Source organism: Hylemonella sp. GW821-FHT10B10, from assembly GCF_059415585.1.
On record NZ_JBWKNN010000001.1, the window covers coordinates 1224819 to 1241383 of the forward strand.

Sequence of the window (16565 nt, forward strand, 5' to 3'; positions counted from 1 at the left end):
GGGCTAGGCTGCCCAAGCCGCCATCAGGCTGGCAGCGGCCTGCTCCGGATCGGCTTCGGCCGTGATGGCCCGCACCACCGCCAGCGAACCCACTCCCGTGGCTTTGATTTCGGGCAGTTCGGCGGCCGAGATGCCGCCGATGCCCACGCCCGGGTAGTTGCGCATCAGGCGGGCATAGGCAGCCAGCCGGCCCGGGCCTTGCGGGGCCGTGGCCATGCGCTTGAGCGTGGTGGGGTAGACCGCGCCCATGGCGATGTAGCTCGGGCTGAGCCGGTCGGCGCGCACCATCTCGGCATAACCGTGGCTGGACAGGCCCAGACGCAGGCCGGCGGCGCGGATGGCGACGAAGTCGGCCACCTCCATGTCTTCCTGGCCCAGATGCACGCCATAGGCGCCAGCAGCGATGGCCTCGCGCCAGTGGTCATTGATGAAGAGCAGCGATGAGGTGCCGCGCACGGCATCGACCGCGGCCTGTACCTCGCGACGGATGGCGGTGGCATCTTCGGACTTGAAGCGCAGCTGCACCGTGGGCACGCCGGCGCGTGCCACGCGCGCCACCCAGGCGGCATCGGGCAGCACGGCGTACAGGCCCAGCGCCTTGGGGCAGGGCGGGAAGGCGTCCGCGCGCGGCCAGGGTCGCAGGCCGAAGTCGGCAGGCTCATCGGGCCAGGCCTGGGGGTCGAACCGGCCGGTACGCTGCACCTGGGCCTGCCAGGCCAGCGCCACACATTCGGCGTCGATCTCGATGAAACCCAGGGCCAGACAGGCCTGCTTGGCATTGCGATAGACCGTGTCGTCGCAGCTGTAGTGCAAGGCCGGTTCGCTCGCGAGGGGCAGAGCCAGGTCCTGGTGCGCGGCGACGATGGCCTGCGCTTCGGAAGTCAGTTGTGTCATGCGTGGTGCCAGAAAGGCGTGCCCAGTACGGGTGTGGAGGGCTGGGCGGCGTCCTGCTCGCTCATGGCCCCGGAACGCCAGGCGTCGCGGCCGGCCTGAGTGGCGGCGGCGAAAGCGCCGGCCATGGCCACCGGGTCTTGCGCCAGGGCGACGGCGGTGTTGAGCAGCACACCGTCATAACCCCACTCCATGACGGTGCAGGCGTGCGAAGGCTTGCCCAGGCCGGCGTCAACGATCATGGGCACATTCAGGCGCTCACGCAGCATGCGCATGGCGTAGGGGTTGACGGGGCCCTTGCCGGTGCCTATGGGCGCGGCCCAGGGCATGACGGCCTGGCAGCCCACGTCGACCAGGCGCTGGCACAGCACCAGGTCTTCGGTGGTGTAAGGCAGCACCTTGAAGCCGGCCTTGATGAGCCAGTCGGCGGCTTCCACCAGGTTCAAGGTGTCGGGCTGCAGCGTGTAGTCATCGCCGATCAGTTCCAGTTTGATCCAGGGCGTTTCGAAGACCTCGCGTGCCATCTGAGCCGTGGTGATGACCTCCTGCACGCTGTGGCAACCGGCGGTATTCGGTAGCACCGGCACCTTGAGCTTCTTTAGCATGTCCCAGAACTGGTTGCCGCTCTCATGGGGAACAGCGCCCTGGCGGCGCAGCGAGGCGGTCAGCATGGCCGGCTTGGCCAGCTGCACCGCGGCTTCGAGCACAGCCGGCGATGGGTAACGCGAAGTGCCCAGCAGCAGGCGGCTATGGAAGGTTTCGCCGTAGAGGACGAGGGGATCGTTGCTAGACATGGTTTATCCGCCAGTGACGGGAGAGATGATTTCGACGCGGTCCCCGTCCTTGAGTGACTGCTGGGCGTATTGCGTCTTGGGCACGAATTGGGTGTTCACCGCCGCGGCAAACGGCGGTTTGGCCTCGATGGCGGTGATGGCATCGAGCAGCGTGGCCCCCATGGCCAATTCGCGCTCTTGCTTGTTGATGATGACTTTCATGGCTTCAAACCACGGTTTCCAGATGCAGGTCCAGCGAACCCGCGAGTTTAGTGCTCTGCTCCTGCACGTACTCGAGCGCCACGTCCAACAGGGCCGGCGAGATCATGAAGCCGTGGCGGTACAGACCGTTGATCTGCAGGGTGCGGGGCCCCAGCTGGCGGATGGCCGGCAGGTTGTCAGGCAAGGTGGGTCGGCACTGGGTGGCGATCTCCAGGATGCGGGCCTCGGCAAACCCTGGGTGCACGGCATAGGCGGCGCTGAGCAGCTCCAGCGTCGAGCGCACGCTGGGCGGCGAGAGGTCGTTGCTCTCGATCTCGGTGGCGCCGATCACGAAGAGATGGTCCTGCTTGGGCGCGATGTAAATCGGGTAACGCGGGTGGATCAGCCGGGTGGGCCGGCTCAAGTGCACGTCGGGCGCGTGGATGCGGGCCACCTCGCCGCGCACGCCGCGCAACTGGCTCCATTGCGCATTGGCGCCCAGGCCTCGGCAGTCGAACAGCCAGTCGGGCTGGCCGGCGGTGCCGGGCTGGAAATCCTGCGGTGCACGTGGGCTGTTCCAGTGCAGCTCAACCTTCAGGGCCTGCAATTCGTGCAGCAGGGCGGCCAGCAGCTGGCGGTTGTCGAGCTGGCCCTCACCCGGCAGGTACAGACCCTGGGCAAAACGGTTCTCAAGGCTGGGCTCCAGTCGTTTCACGCCCGCGGCATCCAGTGTCTGGACCTTGGGCAAGGCGGGCAGCTTTTCGTTGGTGTTGCGCAGCAGGCCGGCGAAGCGCTGCGCTTCGGCCGCGTCCTGGCGGTGCCAGAGGATGAGGGTGCCTTCCTGCTGGAAAAACACAGGCTGCGACAGTTGTGCCAGCAGGGTGGGCCAGCGCGTCAGCGCATGGCGACCCATCTCAACCACACTGGGCTCGGTGATGGCCGATTCGGCCAGCGGTGCCAGCATGGCGGCGGCAATACGTGCCGGCGAGCTCTGTGCATCGGCGCCGCCAGCCTCGTAGACCGTAACGCGATGACCGGCGCGCGCCAGCTGCCAGGCCAGCAGCCGACCCATGAGGCCGGCACCCAGCACAACAGAAACAGGACCCGGTGTCTTGGCGTTCATTCAAAAGGCCCGATAATTTTCGTCATGATGAATCTCACGACGAACGACAAACATTACCCGCGCGTGCTGTCTATAGCGGGCTCCGACAGCGGCGGTGGCGCCGGCATCCAGGCCGACCTCAAGACCTTCAGTGCCCTGGGCTGCTACGGCATGACGGCCATCACGGCGCTGACAGCGCAGAACACGCAGGGCGTGCGTGGCATCCACGGTGTGCCGCCCGAGTTCCTGGCGGCGCAGCTTGACGCCGTGCTCGAGGATATCGGCGCCGACGCCGTGAAGATCGGCATGCTGCACGCGCCCGAGATCGTGCGTGTCGTGGCGCAGGCCATCCGCAAATACAAGCTCCAGCACGTGGTGCTGGACCCGGTCATGGTGGCCACCAGCGGTGACCGACTGATTGCCGAGGAGACCGTGTCCGTGCTGGTCAAGGAACTCTTCCCGCTGGCCACCGTGATCACGCCCAATCTGGACGAGGCCGAGTTGCTGCTGGGCCACAAGATCGCTGGCATCGCGGCGCTGGAGCCGGCCGCGCGCGAACTGCTCGCCTTGGGTGCACCCGCTGTGCTGCTCAAGGGGGGGCACTTGCAGGGAGACGAGGTGGTGGACCTGCTGCTGCAGCCCGGTCATGATTCGGTGCGTCTCGCCTCGGCGCGCATCGCCAGCCAGAACGTGCATGGCACGGGCTGCACCCTGTCCTCGGCCATTGCCGCGCATCTGGCTCTGGGGTATGCGCTGGAAGAAGCCGTGCGTCTGGCGCGCGCCTACATCCTGGGGGCCATCGCCGCGGGGGCGGAGGTGCACACAGGGCAGGGCCACGGCCCGCTCAACCACGGCCATGCGCCGGTGGTCATGCGGGTCCTGGCGGGCACACGCTGAGACTGTCACGCGTTTCATATCAAAGCAGCAGGGGGAGGGGCCGCTGCCGGTGAAACCGGTTGGGGCCTGCTTCCCTGCGTGAGCATTACCTCAATCAGGTTCAAAGGGACTTTCTCAGTCGACGCGGCAGGAACCGCGGCAACACCCCTAGCGGATGCACTCCGAAGAGCGCAGGTGCCATTTTAGTCCCGGGCGCGGGCAAAGAAAAAGCCCACCGGACGGTGGGCTTGCTCTGATTTGGTTTTTCTTGACCGTGGTCAGTCGAAAACCGGCGATTCCACGCCCAGCACCTTGTGCAGCTTGGGGCTGGTGGTCGTGTACTGCAGATGCACCTTCTTGTCCGGGAAGATGATGGGCATGGCGCCGAAGGCGGCCAGGGCGCATTCATGGAAACCCGAGAGGATGAGCTTCTTCTTGCCGGGGTAGGTGTTGATGTCGCCCACGGCAAAGATGCCGGGCACACTGGTGGAGAACTTCTCGGTGTCCACCACGAGCTGCTTGCGTTCGATCTGCAGGCCCCATTCGGCGATCGGGCCGAGCTTGGGGGACAGGCCAAAGAAGACCAGCAGCACGTCCAGTGGCACTACGCGCGTGACACCGTCTCCGCCCGTGACCTTGATCGCGCTGAGCTTGCCGTCCGTCTCGTCAAAGCCCGTGACCTGACCCACGATGAACTGCATCTCGTAGGCGTCGCAGAGTTCCTTCATCTTGGCCACACTGGCGGGGGCGGCCTTGAAACCGTCGCGGCGGTGCAGCAGGATCACGCTCTCGGCCTTGTTCGGGCCAACGGCTGCGAAGTTCAGCGTCCAGTCCAGGGCGGAGTCGCCGCCGCCCACGATGACCAGGTTCTTGCCGGCGAAATCGGCCGGGTTCTTCACGCGGTAGTGCAGTTGCGTGCCTTCGAACTTCTCCAGGCCGTCCACCTTGAGTGTGCGCGGCTGGAAGGCGCCCACACCGGCGGCGATGAAGATCGTCTTGGTCAGGAACTGGGTGCCCTTGCTGGTTTCGACAAAGAAGCGCCCGTCGTCCTGCTTTTGCACCACGGTGACTTCCTGACCCAGATGGAAGGTCGCGCCGAAGGGCTCGATCTGCTTGAGCAGGGAATCCGTCAGCTCCTTGCCCGTGCACACCGGCACGGCCGGGATGTCATAGATGGGCTTGTCGGGATACAACTCCATGGGCTGACCGCCGGGATAGGCCAGCGAGTCGATTACATGGGCCTTGATCTCGAGCAGGCCGAGTTCGAAGACCTGGAACAGGCCGACGGGGCCGGCACCGACGATGACAGCATCGGTTTCGATCGGGCCTTCGTGGGCCTGGGCGGTTTGGATCACGGCGGGACTGAGTTTGGGTTCCATCGGTAAAAAGAGGTTTAGCGCACAAGCTCTTTCAGCTTGCCAGTTTTGTCTTTCCAATCGTCCGCGTCGGGAAGAGAGGGCTTGCGTTTGGTGATGCTTTTCCAGGTCGGCAGCTTGGCCAGATCGGCGTTGAGCTTGGTCATGTGCTGCTGGTCGGCCGGCACGTCCTCTTCGGCGTAGATGGCGTTGACCGGGCACTCGGGGATGCAGACCGCGCAGTCGATGCACTCGTCCGGATCGATGGTCAGGAAGTTCGGACCTTCGCGGAAGCAGTCGACGGGGCAGACATCAACACAGTCGGTGTATTTGCAGCGGATGCAGGATTCGGTGACGACGTGGGTCATGTTGTAGTTCTGAAAGCTGGGTGGAAACCCTTGATTTTATTGGCTTTTGCACTTGCCGGGGATTCTCGCCCTTGCCATGCGGAGGGTTGTTGCGCTGGATCAAGCCCTCAGGCTCAATTCACCAGCACCGCGCCCGAAGTCCGGTGGCTGGCCGTGTCCACCAGGATCAGCGAGCCCAGGCCGCGGGAACGGCCAAAAGACAGGGCCGGAATCGCCTCCTGCAGGGCCAGTTCGACGTGGCCTATGGCATTGGGCTCCAGTTGCGTGGCCTCTTCCTCGGCCAGGGTGTTGATGTCCAGGCGGTGCACGATGCGTTTGACCTTGGCCTTGACCCAGCGGTGTCCGTGCAGGGCCCAGTAGACCCGGCCGGCCACCAGGGCCTCGTCGTCCATCCAGGCCACGGTGGCCAGCAATTCGCGCGAGGTCTGGTCCTGGCCCACGGCCAGCAGCCAGTCGCCGCGCGAGACGTCCACTTCGCGGTCCAGCACGATGCCGGCGCTGTGGCCGGCGCTCACGCTGCCGGGCTGGCGCACGTGGTTGAGCACCTGGGCCACGGTGGCTGTCTGGCCGCTGGGGAAGATCTTCACGGTGTCGCCGGCCTGCACGCCGCCTGCGGCCACACGGCCCCAGAAGACGCGGCGGCCTTGCGAGGTGTCGCTGGACGAGGAGAACTTTTCCACCCACTGCACCGGAAAGGCCAGGGGGAGGGCCGTGTCGGCGGCCGTCACCGGCAGCTGTTCCAGGATGTCCAGCAGCGTCGGGCCTGCGTAACCGCACCAGCCGGCCTGTTCCGGGGCATCCACCACGTTCCAGCCCTGCAGGGCTGAGACGGGCACGGTGGCACGCACGTCCAGGCCGGCGTTGCTGGCGAAAGCCTGCAGGGCGGCGCTGATGTGTTTGAAGGCCAGTTTGGCATCGTCCACCGCGTCAAGCTTGTTGATGGCGAAGACGATGGAGGGCACGCGCAGCAGCTGCAGCAGCAGGCTATGGCGGCGGGTCTGCGGCAGCAGGGCCAGGGCCGGGTTCTGCCAGTCGAGCTTGGTGGCGTCAACCAGCACCACGGCGGCGTCGGCACTCGATGCCGCCGTGACCATGTTGCGGGTGTACTGCTCATGGCCGGGCGCGTCGCCGATGATGAACTTGCGTGTCTCGGTGCTGAAATAGCGGTAGGCCACGTCGATGGTGATGCCCTGCTCGCGCTCGGCCGAGAGGCCGTCGGTCAGCAGGGCCAGGTCCGTCTGGCCCTGGCGCTGGACGCCGGCCAGATGGTCTTGCAGCACGGCGCGGGTGTCGACCAGCAGGCGTCCGATCAGCGTGCTCTTGCCGTCGTCAACCGAACCGCAGGTGATGAATTTGAGGGCTTCCATCAGAAATAACCATCCTTTTTACGTTTCTCCATGGACGCATCCGAAGTCTGGTCGTCCATGCGGGTCGCGCCGCGCTCGCTGACCTCGGCGGCCAGGGTCTCGATCACGATGTCAGCGGCCGTGGCGGCTGTGCTGGCCACGGGGCAGGTGCAGGTGATGTCGCCCACGGTGCGAAAGCGCACGTCGCGCACGATGACTTGTTCACCGGGACGCGGCGGCGTGAGTTCGGTCACGGGAGCCAGCATGCCGCGGCGGTCCACCACTTCACGCTTGTGCGTGTAGTAGATCGAGGGCAGGGCGATGTTTTCGCGCTCGATGTACTGCCAGACATCCAGCTCGGTCCAGTTGCTGATGGGGAACACGCGGAAGTGCTCGCCCGAGGCCAGGCGGGTGTTGAATAGGGTCCAGAGCTCGGGGCGCTGGGCCTTGGGCTGCCATTGGCCGAAGCTGTCACGGTGCGAGAAGATACGCTCCTTGGCGCGGGCTTTCTCCTCGTCGCGGCGGGCGCCGCCGATCAGCGCGTCGAAGCGGAATTCCTCGATGGCCTCCAGCAGCGTGACCGACTGGTGCACGTTGCGGCTCTCGCCAGGATGGGCCAGGCGCACGGTACCGCGTTTCATGGAGTCTTCCACGCTGCGCACGATGAGTTCGGCACCCAGTTCGGCGGCGCGCTGGTCGCGGAAGGCCGTCACTTCGGGGAAGTTGTGGCCGGTGTCGATCATCAGCAGCGGGTAAGGCAGGCGGCCGATGCCAAAGGCCTTCTCGGCGCACTTGAGCATGACCAGCGAGTCCTTGCCGCCGGAGAACAGCAGGGTTGGGCGCTCGAATGTAGCGGCCACCTCGCGCAGGATGAAGATGGTTTCTTCCTCGAGCGCGTCGAGGTGGGCATTGCTCAGATGGTGCACGGTCTGGTTCACGAGTTCTCGTTCGGCGCGGGCGTTCATGCTTGCGCTCCTTGTTTCAATGGTTCCTGGACGTGCAGGCCGCACTCCTTCGCGTTTTCGTTCTCCCACCACCAGCGGCCGGCGCGGAAATCCTCACCCAGCGAAATGGCGCGGGTGCAGGGCTCGCAGCCGATGCTGGGATAGAACTGGTCGTGCAGCTGGTTGTAGGCCACGTTGTTCTGCTTGATGTAGTGCCAGACGTCGCCCCAGGTCCACTCGGCCAAGGGGTTGAATTTCAGGCGATGGGCGTTGCTGTCGTCGATGAAGGGCACTTCGGCGCGCGCGTCGGACTGTTCGCGGCGCAGGCCGGTGATCCAGGCGCGCTTGTCGGCCAGGGCGCGTTCCAGGGGCTCCATCTTGCGGATATGGCAGCAGGCCTTGCGCAGCTCGATGCTCTTGTACATGGCGTCCTTGCCCTCGCGCTGTACGAACTGCACCACGGCTTCGGTCTGCGGCCGAAAGATTTCCACCGGCGCGCGGGACGTGGCCTTGAGCTGGTGCATCAGTTCCAGGGTCTGGGTGTGCAGGCGACCGGTCTCGAGCACGAAGATGCCGATATTGAGCTGTTGAGTATTGATCAGGTGGGCCAGCACCATGTCTTCGGCGCCGAGGCTGCAGGCCAGGCTGACCAGGGAGGGGCCACCGGGCAGCACGGGCGCGAAGTCGCGCGCGGCCTCTTGCAGCAGCTCCTGTGTGCGGGCCAGCTTGGCCGCGAAATCGGCGCTGGCGCGGGCATTGAGTTCGGTGGCTTTCATCACGGGGCTTTCTCAGGCGGCCTGCACGAAACGCGGGCGCGGCTGCACGGCGTCGCCCTGGTAGTGGCTCTTGAAGCGGGCCAGCTGGCGCTCGGCCACGGCCAGGTCCTGGTCGGCGCGCAGCACGGCGGCGTCGAAGCCGTTGCGCGACAGCAGGGGCAGCTGGTCGACCAGCACGTCGCCGGTAGCGCGGATCTCGCCCTGGTAACCCAGTCGGCGGCGCAGCAGGAAGGCCTGGCTGTGCGCGCGGCCGTCGGTGAAGCTGGGGAAATGCAGGTCGATGCGAGCCACGCCGTCCAGCGTCAGGGTGCGCGGGTCAGCGTCATTGGCCAGGACCAGCACTTGCAGGTCATGGGGTTCGGTCGGCGCGGTGTCGGCAGAAAACAGTTTCATCTCGTGCACTCCTTCAGACCGTGGCGGCGGTGTCGTGGCGGGCCTGTTGGCCGGCCTGCTTGAACGGATCGGCGCCGACGCGGCGCAGCGTGTCGATGAAGTTCTCGCCGCTGTTGCGCTGGGCGCGGTAGGTGTCCAGCAGGGCCTCGATCACGTCGGGTACTTCATGCGCAGAGAAGGAGGGGCCGATGACCTTGCCCGGCACCGGATCGCCCGACAGCAGCTTGCCGTCAGAACCGCCCACGGTGACCTGGTACCACTCCTTGCCGTCCTTGTCCACGCCCAGGATGCCGATGTGGCCGCTGTGGTGGTGACCGCAGGAGTTGATGCAGCCGCTGATGTGCAGGTCGATCTCGCCCAGGTCTTCCAGCTCGTCCAGGTCCTGGTAGCGGGCCGTGATGGCCTCGGCCAGGGGCAGGGACCGGGCGTTGGCCAGGTCGCAGAAGTCGCCACCGGGGCAGGCGATCATGTCGGTCAGCAGGCCGATGTTCGGCTTGGCCAGGCCCAGGTGGCGGGCTTCGCGCCAGAGTTCGGCGAGCTGGTCGCAGCGCACCCAGGGCAGCAGCAGATTCTGTTCGTGCGTCACACGCACTTCGCCGCCGCTGTAGCGATCGGCCAGCTGGGCCACGGCGTCCAGCTGAGTGGCGGTGGCATCCCCCGGGGACTGACCCAGGCGCTTGAAGGAGAGGGTGACGGCGCGCAGGTCGGGGTTCTTGTGCGCGCTGACGTTGCGCTGCAACCAGCGACCGAATTCGACGTCATCCTCGGCCGCGGCCTTGAGGATGTGGGCGATCTTGGCGTCGGCGCTCTTGCGGTCGCAGGTCAGGGTGGGCGGTACGAAGTTTGCGCTGATGCGCTCGAACTCGGCAGCCGTGATGGTGTGCGGGGCACCGTCGCGCTCGATGATCTGGCGGTATTCCTCTTCCACCTCGTCGATGTAGCGCTGGCCCTCGGCCTTCACCAGGATCTTGATGCGGGCCTTGTACTTGTTGTCGCGGCGGCCCCAGCGGTTGTAGACCCGCACCACGGCTTCCGTGTAATTGAGGATCTGGTCGCAGGGCAGGAAGTCACGGATGGTGGTACCGATGACCGGGGTGCGGCCCATGCCGCCGCCCACCAGCACCTTGAAGCCCAGGGTGCCGGCCTCGTTACGCAGCAGCTGCAGGCCCACGTCGTGCCACGCGATCGCAGCGCGGTCTTCGCGCGCGCCGGTGATGGCGATCTTGAACTTGCGCGGCAGGAAGGCGAACTCGGGATGCAGCGTGCTCCACTGGCGCAGGATCTCGGCGAAGGGGCGGGGGTCGGCCACCTCGTCCACGGCGATGCCGGCCAGCGCGTCGCTGGTGATGTTGCGGATGCAGTTGCCGCTGGTCTGGATGCCGTGCATGCCCACCGAAGCCAGCAGGTCCATGACGTCGGCGCTCTTGTCCAGCGGGATCCAGTTGAACTGCACGTTCTGGCGCGTGGTGAAGTGGGCGTAGCCTGTCACCAGCTTGCTGCCGATGGCCTTGCCATCGCGCAGCTGGATGTCACCCAGCTTGTTCTGCGCCGCGATGGCGCCCTGGAAGATCTCGTTCGTGGGCTGGTCGTATTCGCGGGCGATCTTCGCCAGCACGCGTACCTGGGCGCTGGAGAGTTCGCCGTAGGGCACGGCCACGCGCAGCATGGGGGCATGGCGCTGCACGTACCAGCCGTTCTGCAGGCGCAGGGGGCGGAATTCCTCGCTGCCCAGCTGGCCGGCCAGATGGCGCTCGAGCTGGTCGCGGTACTGCTCGGCGCGCAGGCGCACGAACTGGCGGTCGAAGTCGGTGTATTGGTACATAGCAGTTCAGATGGCGATCAGCTTGAGGCCGGCCCAGGCCAGCAGCAGGGAAAGGATGGAGCGCACCACGCGTTCGTTGATGCGGTGGATCAGGTGGCTGCCCAGCCAGATGCCGGGCAGGGAGCCAGCCAGCAGCAGGGCCAGCAAAGACCAGTCCACCGAACCCAGCGAGGCATGGCCCAGGCCGGCGACCAGGGTCAGCGGCACGGCGTAAGCGATGTCGGCGGCCACGATGCGCGGCAGCGGCAGCAGGGGGTAGATGAAGAGCAGCACGCTGACGCCGATGGCGCCCGCGCCCACCGAGGTCAGCGAGACCAGGGTTCCCACCAGGGCGCCCAGCAGCAGGGGCAGGCTCCAGTGACGGGGGCGGGCGGCGGTGGCTTCCTGGCCAGCGGCCAGGGCGGCCGGCAGCAGCTTGCCGCGCACGGCCTTGTACAGGGTGGCAGCGGCGGTCAGCAGCAGGGCCGCGCCCAGGGTGCTGGTCATCAGACTCTGGACGGCCGGGTTGGCCGGGCCTACGCGGTGCAGGAAATAGAGGGTGATCAGCGCCGCCGGGATGCTGCCGGCCGAGAGGTGGAAGACGATGCGCCAGTCCACCACACGCTGGCGGGCCAGGCGCACAGTGCCGCTGAGCTTGGTGAAAGCCGCAAACAGCAGGTCGGTACCGACGGCCAGGTGCGGCTTGACGCCGAAAAAGAAGATCAGGATGGGCGTCATGAGCGAGCCGCCGCCCACGCCGGTCAGGCCAACGACCAGACCGACGAAAAAGCCCGCAAAAATGAACGCCACGTCATGCATGGACGAGACTGTAAAAGCGGGCTCTCAGATCCCAAACTACATTTTTCTTGTTTCCCTATAACTACTGGTAATAAGCGCTGCTGCCGAAGCGGGGCAACTGGTCAGAGACCCAGCTCCTTCTCCAGATCGCTCTGGCCCTTTTTGAACTGTTTCTGGCGCGTGTCTTCCGCTTTCTTGTGCTGCGCCTCGGCGCGCTCCTGCAGCGCATCACCCTTGCTGCCTTCACCGGCCAGGCTGTAAAAATCGCGCGCCTGTGAGATTTCGCCTTTTTTCTCGTGGGCCTGGGCCAGGCGCAAGGCCTTGTCTTTCAACAGTTTTTCTTTCTGTTTGGCCTCGGCAATGCCGAAATAACGCCGGGCGTTTTCCATATGACGGAAAGTGTCGTCCTGGGCCAGGGTGTCACCGCGTTGCTCGGCCCGGGCACGAACTTTCGGCGCGGCGCCGTCACCCACGTAGTAGAACCAGTCCTTGGCCTCGCTGAGCTCCTTGAACGACTCCTTGCGGGTCGCAAAGGCTTTTTCTTCGCTGGCGAGTTCAAGTTCCGCGTTTTTGGCGGCCAGCTGGCGCAGTTCGGTTTCGCGTGCTTTGTTGTTCTGGTACTTGAAATGGTCGATGGCGCCTGAGACCAGGTTGCGGTCGCGCGGGCTGGCCTGTACCTGTTTCAGCTTGACCCGGTCTGCCTCGCTGCCGTTGCCCGAGCCCTTGTACCAATCGAAGGCCGTAGCCAGGCGGCCAGCGCCTTCCTCCTGCTGGCCCAGTTGCTGGCCGATGCGCTTGCGCAGGGCCTCATGTTGTTTGTAGCCGTTGCCGGGCAGGCACATGGCATCGATCTTGCCGGCGGCTGCATAGGCTTCCTTCAGCTTGCCGCTGCGCTCGGTCTCTTCCGCCGCCTTCATCTGGGCGGCGGCCACTTTCTCATCGGAGGTCTTGCAGCCGTCGGCATGGGCAGGCTGCAGGGCACCCATCAGACCCGCGATCAACAGCAGCGCAGGCGTGCACAGGGACTTTTGCATGGCATCACTCCCGGCTTATTTCAGCAGCTTCAAGGCGTCCATCAGCCCCATGCCCTTCTTTTCCTGGGCCTCGCCGGCGTTCTGCTTGCCACCTTGCGCTTTGTCGCCGCCGCCCATCATGGCGCCGAGGCTGGGCATGCTCACCTTGTCGTAACCCGCCGGCACCTCGAACAGGCTGGGGTCCTGCTTGCCGACCTTGAGACCGGTCAGCTCGGTCTTGAAGCGCATTTTCTGATTCTTGTCGATGGCAATCGCATCCATCTTGACCATGATGTTGTCCGGGCTCATCCACATGAAGCCGCCCATCTTGTCGCCCTTGGGGCCGGTCATGATGATCTTGCTTTTGGTGGTGTTTACGCCATTGACCACTTCCGGGCCGACCACGGTTTGCTCAATCTGGTACTTGGAGATGTCGTCCTTGGATTGGGCGTTGGCCTCGGCCAGGCTCATCTCCATGTACATCTTGTCCGCCGGCATCAGCGTCCAGGCCACTTTTTTGTCGGGCCGCATGATCATGATCATGCGTTCGCCGCCGCTGCCGGCCACCATCTCCCTGCGCTCCCGCGTCGGGGTGTAGTTGATGCGGCCTTTCATCTGGGTCTCGGCGGTTTCCAGCGTGGTGTCGGCGGAATATTCCACCTTGGGCTGGGAGGGGCCGGCGGCCTGGGCCGCTGCGGCCAGCATAAGTGTCGCCGTCAACAGAAATTTTCCGGGAAGGTTCATGGGGTCCTCCTGAATCAGTTGTTGTCTTGGATCGTCCAGCCCCAAGCTCGGCCTCGAGGGCTGCAAAGCAGCATACAGGCGCCGCTGTGCGGTGTCTACCGCGCTTAGGCCAGCCAGTTGCCCCCGAGCGTGCCTTCAAACAGCGACAGGCAGGCCGCGGCATCGGCCTGCAGGCCGACCTGGATACGCGGAAGGTCCACTTCCCAGCCCGCTTGCGGGTAGGCCAGCATTTCGCGCCGGTCCATGATGCTCTGGCCCTCAGCCAGGCCATCCGGCACCACGCGCACGCGACCGGCCTCGGTCTTGAACAGCCCGGGTTGCAACAGCCAGGCCAGGCCCAGCAAGCCAGGGGCAGGGCAGGCCGGCGGTGTTCCGGGCTCCCGCCGGGCCCGGTAGCCCGCATGCTGACGGATCGCATGCAGCAGGGCTGCGGTGGCGGGGTGCGGCCGCTGGGTAGCGATTTTTTCGATCAGCGCCAAGGGCAGGGGCGCGGCCTGGCTTACGTCCAGGCCCAGCATCGTCAGCTTGAAACCGGATGTCAGCGCCAGGTCGGCAGCGTGCGGGTCGCACCAGAAGTTGGCTTCGGCCACGGGCGACACATCACCGGGCGCGGCAATGCTGCCACCGGTCACCACGACCTGGGCCAGCAGTTCGGGCAGGTGCGGCTCCAGGCGCAGGGCTTGGGCCAGATTGCCCAGCGGGCCGGCGCAGACCAGGCTCAGCTGACCCGGGTGGGCCTGGGCCAGTTCCACGATGCAGCGCGCGGCCGAACGTTCGTCGGGGCCGTGGACTTCGGGTGGGCGCAGCGGCAGGTCACCCAGGCCGTCGGTACCAAAAGCCTCGGCGTCGTGCCACCAGGTCGCCTTGCGTGTGGGCGTGGCCACGCCACTGCAGACCGGCAGATCCGCGCGCCCGGCCAGGCTGCAGAGCAGCAATGCATTGCGTGTGGCCTGGGCCACGGTGAGGTGCCCGAAGGTGGTGGTGACGGCCAGCAGTTCGAGATCGGGATGCGCGAGCGCGAAGTACAGCGCCAGTGCATCGTCGGTGCCGGGGTCACAGTCCAGGATGAGTTTGCTGGCCATGGCAGGATTCTCGGCCAAAGTTCAGCTGACGCGTCGCGCATGCAGCGCCCGCGCCAGGCTAGCCTCCACGGGCCAGGGCTCGGCGCCCAGGCGGGCGGCCAGCAGTTCGGCGCAGAGCATGGCGAAGCTCAGGCCGCGTGAGCCCATGGCGGCGCTGATCCACAGCGTGGGCTGAAGGCCCTCTTCGAGCGGGCCCACCAGGGGCAGGCGGTCGGCACTGACGCAGCGGGTGCCGCCCCAGCCGCGCGCGGTATCCGGCGCGAAGGAGGGCGCCAGAGCCTGGGCCGCGGCGGGCAGCAGGGTGCGCAGCTTGTCGAGATTGGTGCGGTGATGTTCGCTGGCCGTTGCGGGGGGCTGTGTGGCGTCTTCATAGGTGGCACCCGCGTACCAGGCCAGGCCCTCTTCGGTGGGCACGGCCGGGATCAGGCTGCCCAGGCCGTTGACGGGGAAAGGCGGCAAGGCGGCTTCATCACCTGGCTGGCGCAGGCCGCTGCTCATCACGCCGCGCATTTCCTGCAGGGCCGGCAATGTGGCGTCCAGGCCCAGCGGGGTCAGCAGGCGCTGCGCATCGGCTGCATTGGCCAGTACCAGGTGGCTGGCGCTGGCGAGGAGCCGGCCTTCGCGGTCCAGCAGTTGCCATACGCTGCCCGCGCGCTGCAGCCGCTCGACCCTGGTGTTGCCCCGGAAGCTCACGCCGCTGTGCTTCAGCCAGGCCTGTACCAGGCGCGCGGGCTTGATCCAGGCTGCTTGCCCATGCCATAGCGAGGGCACGGCTGCCGTGCCGGCGCGCCAGAGTTCGGTCCCTGGGGGGGCCAGGCGCGTGATCTGCTGACCCTCCGCAGGCCAGACGGCTGGCAGGCCAAGGTTGCCGTCCATGCGCTGCTCAAGCACGCCGCTGGCGTCCCAGTCCTGTCCGGCTTGCAGCAGGCGCTGCGCTTCGGTGCGCATGAGGCGCAGGCCGGCACGTGTGAGACGCGAACGGGGGCTGTCGTCCACGGAGACATGAGGCACCAGCAGGCCAGCCGGCAGGCCCGAGGCGCCAGCGGCGGGTTCTGGTGCGGCGTCCAGCACCTGGACCCACCAGCCGCGCCGAGCCAGGGCCGCCGCCACGCTGGCACCGGCCAGGCCGGCGCCGATCACGACGCAACTGCCGCCGGGTGTGGCTGCCTCGGTGCGCAGGGTTTCGCGGCTGGTCTTGAGTTCCCAGGGTGGGTCGTAACGCGCGTGACCGGACTCCAGCACGAAGCCGCTTTCGGGCAGCAGTTTGTGGAGGTCCGGCGTTAGCGCATCGAAGGCCAACTGCGTGCCGCGCCGGCAACAGCGTGCCAGGGCCTTGAGGTTCCAGCGGTCCCAGGCTTGTGCACTGTCTAGGAGCACGGCGTCGGCCTCGAACTGCTGCTCGCGCAACAGCGTCTGCAGTTCACCGATGCAGAGTGTCAGCTGCAGCCGGCCCGCTGCGAGGGACAGGCGGTGTTGGCCAGGCAGCAGGCCGCTCCATTGCGCGGTCAGTTCATCGACCAGCGTCGTTTGTGCGTGCGTGGCAGCTGCGCGCAGAGCCTGGACAGCAGGCGCTGTGGCCGTGAACGCCACGAGGTGCAGCACGTGGGGGGCTTGCGTTTCGCCACGCCAGAGCTGCCACAGTGCAAACAGGCGTGCGGGCTCGAAGCGCGTGTCGAGCACGCGCCAGGCCGGCAGACCGGCCGCGGATGGCGGCAGCAAAGAGTGCGCCGCGACGTTCACGGGGAAGCGCGCAGGAGGCTCAGGCGCTGGGCGGGACGTAACCCTGGGCCTGGTCGGCGCCGTCGCCGAAGAAATGGTTCTCCATCTGGCGGGCGAGGTACTGGCGGGCGCGGGCATCGGCCAGGTTCAGGCGGTTCTCGTTGACCAGCATGGTCTGGTGCTTGAGCCAAGCGGCCCAGGCTTCCTTGCTGACGTTTTCCCAGAGACGTTTGCCCAGCTCGCCCGGGTAGGGCGGGAAGTCTAGGCCCTCGGCTTCCTTGCCGAGCTTGATGCAGTTGACCATGCGTGCCATATGCAGCTTCTTTCAGTGTTCGGATGTTTAAGTAATAAGCAACTGAAATCTTATTGGTTCCAGTTTTGAG

At 66.2% G+C, this 16565-nt stretch carries 18 protein-coding genes and 1 riboswitch; of the genes, 1 reads left to right on the top strand and 17 read right to left on the bottom strand.

The features are described 5' to 3' along the window. Positions 1 to 3: 3 nt before the first annotated feature. Genes AC07NT_RS05990 through AC07NT_RS06005 form a run of 4 tightly spaced genes read right to left on the bottom strand, consistent with a single transcriptional unit; the run spans position 4 to position 2988 of the window. Positions 4 to 894 (bottom strand): thiamine phosphate synthase, encoded by an 891-nt coding sequence (locus tag AC07NT_RS05990; RefSeq protein ID WP_498597355.1) that lies wholly within the window; start codon positions 892 to 894, stop codon positions 4 to 6. After that, positions 891 to 1685: a thiazole synthase gene (locus AC07NT_RS05995; protein ID WP_498597354.1), complete on the bottom strand. Its 795-nt coding sequence runs from the start codon at positions 1683 to 1685 to the stop codon at positions 891 to 893. Before AC07NT_RS05995 ends, AC07NT_RS05990 begins: the two co-directional genes overlap by 4 nt. A gap of 3 nt (positions 1686 to 1688) precedes the next feature. Beyond that, positions 1689 to 1886: a sulfur carrier protein ThiS gene (gene thiS / locus AC07NT_RS06000; protein WP_498597353.1), complete on the bottom strand. Its 198-nt coding sequence runs from the start codon at positions 1884 to 1886 to the stop codon at positions 1689 to 1691. 4 nt (positions 1887 to 1890) lie between these two features. Further along, a complete protein-coding gene (locus AC07NT_RS06005) occupies positions 1891 to 2988 on the bottom strand; it encodes an FAD-dependent oxidoreductase (protein WP_498597352.1) in 1098 nt (365 codons plus the stop codon). A gap of 24 nt (positions 2989 to 3012) precedes the next feature. Here AC07NT_RS06005 and thiD point away from each other — a divergent pair, with 24 nt between their 5' ends. Next, on the top strand, positions 3013 to 3864 hold the full coding sequence (thiD, locus tag AC07NT_RS06010; RefSeq protein WP_498597351.1) for a bifunctional hydroxymethylpyrimidine kinase/phosphomethylpyrimidine kinase: 852 nt from the start codon (positions 3013 to 3015) through the stop codon (positions 3862 to 3864). Positions 3865 to 3918: 54 nt separating this feature from the next. After that, positions 3919 to 4023, bottom strand: a riboswitch (TPP riboswitch). Positions 4024 to 4121: 98 nt separating this feature from the next. Here thiD and AC07NT_RS06015 read toward each other — a convergent pair. The 13 genes from AC07NT_RS06015 to AC07NT_RS06075 form a co-directional block, all read right to left on the bottom strand. Further along, positions 4122 to 5222, bottom strand: a complete 1101-nt coding sequence (locus AC07NT_RS06015) for an NAD(P)/FAD-dependent oxidoreductase (protein ID WP_498597350.1) — start codon at positions 5220 to 5222, stop codon at positions 4122 to 4124. A gap of 14 nt (positions 5223 to 5236) precedes the next feature. Beyond that, the gene (gene fdxA / locus AC07NT_RS06020; RefSeq protein WP_498597349.1) at positions 5237 to 5566 is read right to left on the bottom strand and encodes a ferredoxin FdxA; all 330 of its coding nucleotides are present in this window, start codon (positions 5564 to 5566) and stop codon (positions 5237 to 5239) included. 113 nt (positions 5567 to 5679) lie between these two features. Beyond that, a complete protein-coding gene (locus AC07NT_RS06025) occupies positions 5680 to 6933 on the bottom strand; it encodes a sulfate adenylyltransferase subunit 1 (RefSeq protein ID WP_498597348.1) in 1254 nt (417 codons plus the stop codon). Continuing rightward, a complete protein-coding gene (cysD, locus tag AC07NT_RS06030) occupies positions 6933 to 7877 on the bottom strand; it encodes a sulfate adenylyltransferase subunit CysD (RefSeq protein WP_498597347.1) in 945 nt (314 codons plus the stop codon). The genes AC07NT_RS06025 and cysD overlap by 1 nt, the downstream gene beginning before the upstream one ends. After that, complete coding sequence (locus tag AC07NT_RS06035; RefSeq protein ID WP_498597346.1) at positions 7874 to 8632, bottom strand: phosphoadenylyl-sulfate reductase; 759 nt, start codon at positions 8630 to 8632, stop codon at positions 7874 to 7876. Before AC07NT_RS06035 ends, cysD begins: the two co-directional genes overlap by 4 nt. A 12-nt stretch (positions 8633 to 8644) precedes the next feature. Further along, a complete protein-coding gene (locus tag AC07NT_RS06040; RefSeq protein ID WP_498597345.1) occupies positions 8645 to 9025 on the bottom strand; it encodes a DUF934 domain-containing protein in 381 nt (126 codons plus the stop codon). 13 nt (positions 9026 to 9038) lie between these two features. Continuing rightward, on the bottom strand, positions 9039 to 10847 hold the full coding sequence (locus AC07NT_RS06045) for a nitrite/sulfite reductase (RefSeq protein ID WP_498597344.1): 1809 nt from the start codon (positions 10845 to 10847) through the stop codon (positions 9039 to 9041). A gap of 6 nt (positions 10848 to 10853) precedes the next feature. Further along, complete coding sequence (locus AC07NT_RS06050) at positions 10854 to 11645, bottom strand: sulfite exporter TauE/SafE family protein (protein WP_498597343.1); 792 nt, start codon at positions 11643 to 11645, stop codon at positions 10854 to 10856. Between the two features lie 101 nt (positions 11646 to 11746). Next, positions 11747 to 12658, bottom strand: a complete 912-nt coding sequence (locus AC07NT_RS06055) for a hypothetical protein (protein ID WP_498597342.1) — start codon at positions 12656 to 12658, stop codon at positions 11747 to 11749. A 15-nt stretch (positions 12659 to 12673) separates the two neighbouring features. Beyond that, positions 12674 to 13381, bottom strand: a complete 708-nt coding sequence (locus AC07NT_RS06060) for a DUF4412 domain-containing protein (RefSeq protein ID WP_498597341.1) — start codon at positions 13379 to 13381, stop codon at positions 12674 to 12676. Between the two features lie 104 nt (positions 13382 to 13485). After that, the gene (locus AC07NT_RS06065; protein ID WP_498597340.1) at positions 13486 to 14463 is read right to left on the bottom strand and encodes a nucleoside hydrolase; all 978 of its coding nucleotides are present in this window, start codon (positions 14461 to 14463) and stop codon (positions 13486 to 13488) included. A gap of 21 nt (positions 14464 to 14484) precedes the next feature. Next, positions 14485 to 16182 (bottom strand): FAD-dependent 5-carboxymethylaminomethyl-2-thiouridine(34) oxidoreductase MnmC1, encoded by a 1698-nt coding sequence (gene mnmC1, locus AC07NT_RS06070; RefSeq protein WP_498597339.1) that lies wholly within the window; start codon positions 16180 to 16182, stop codon positions 14485 to 14487. A 40-nt stretch (positions 16183 to 16222) separates the two neighbouring features. Further along, positions 16223 to 16495 (bottom strand): oxidative damage protection protein, encoded by a 273-nt coding sequence (locus AC07NT_RS06075; RefSeq protein WP_498597338.1) that lies wholly within the window; start codon positions 16493 to 16495, stop codon positions 16223 to 16225. Positions 16496 to 16565: the final 70 nt, after the last annotated feature.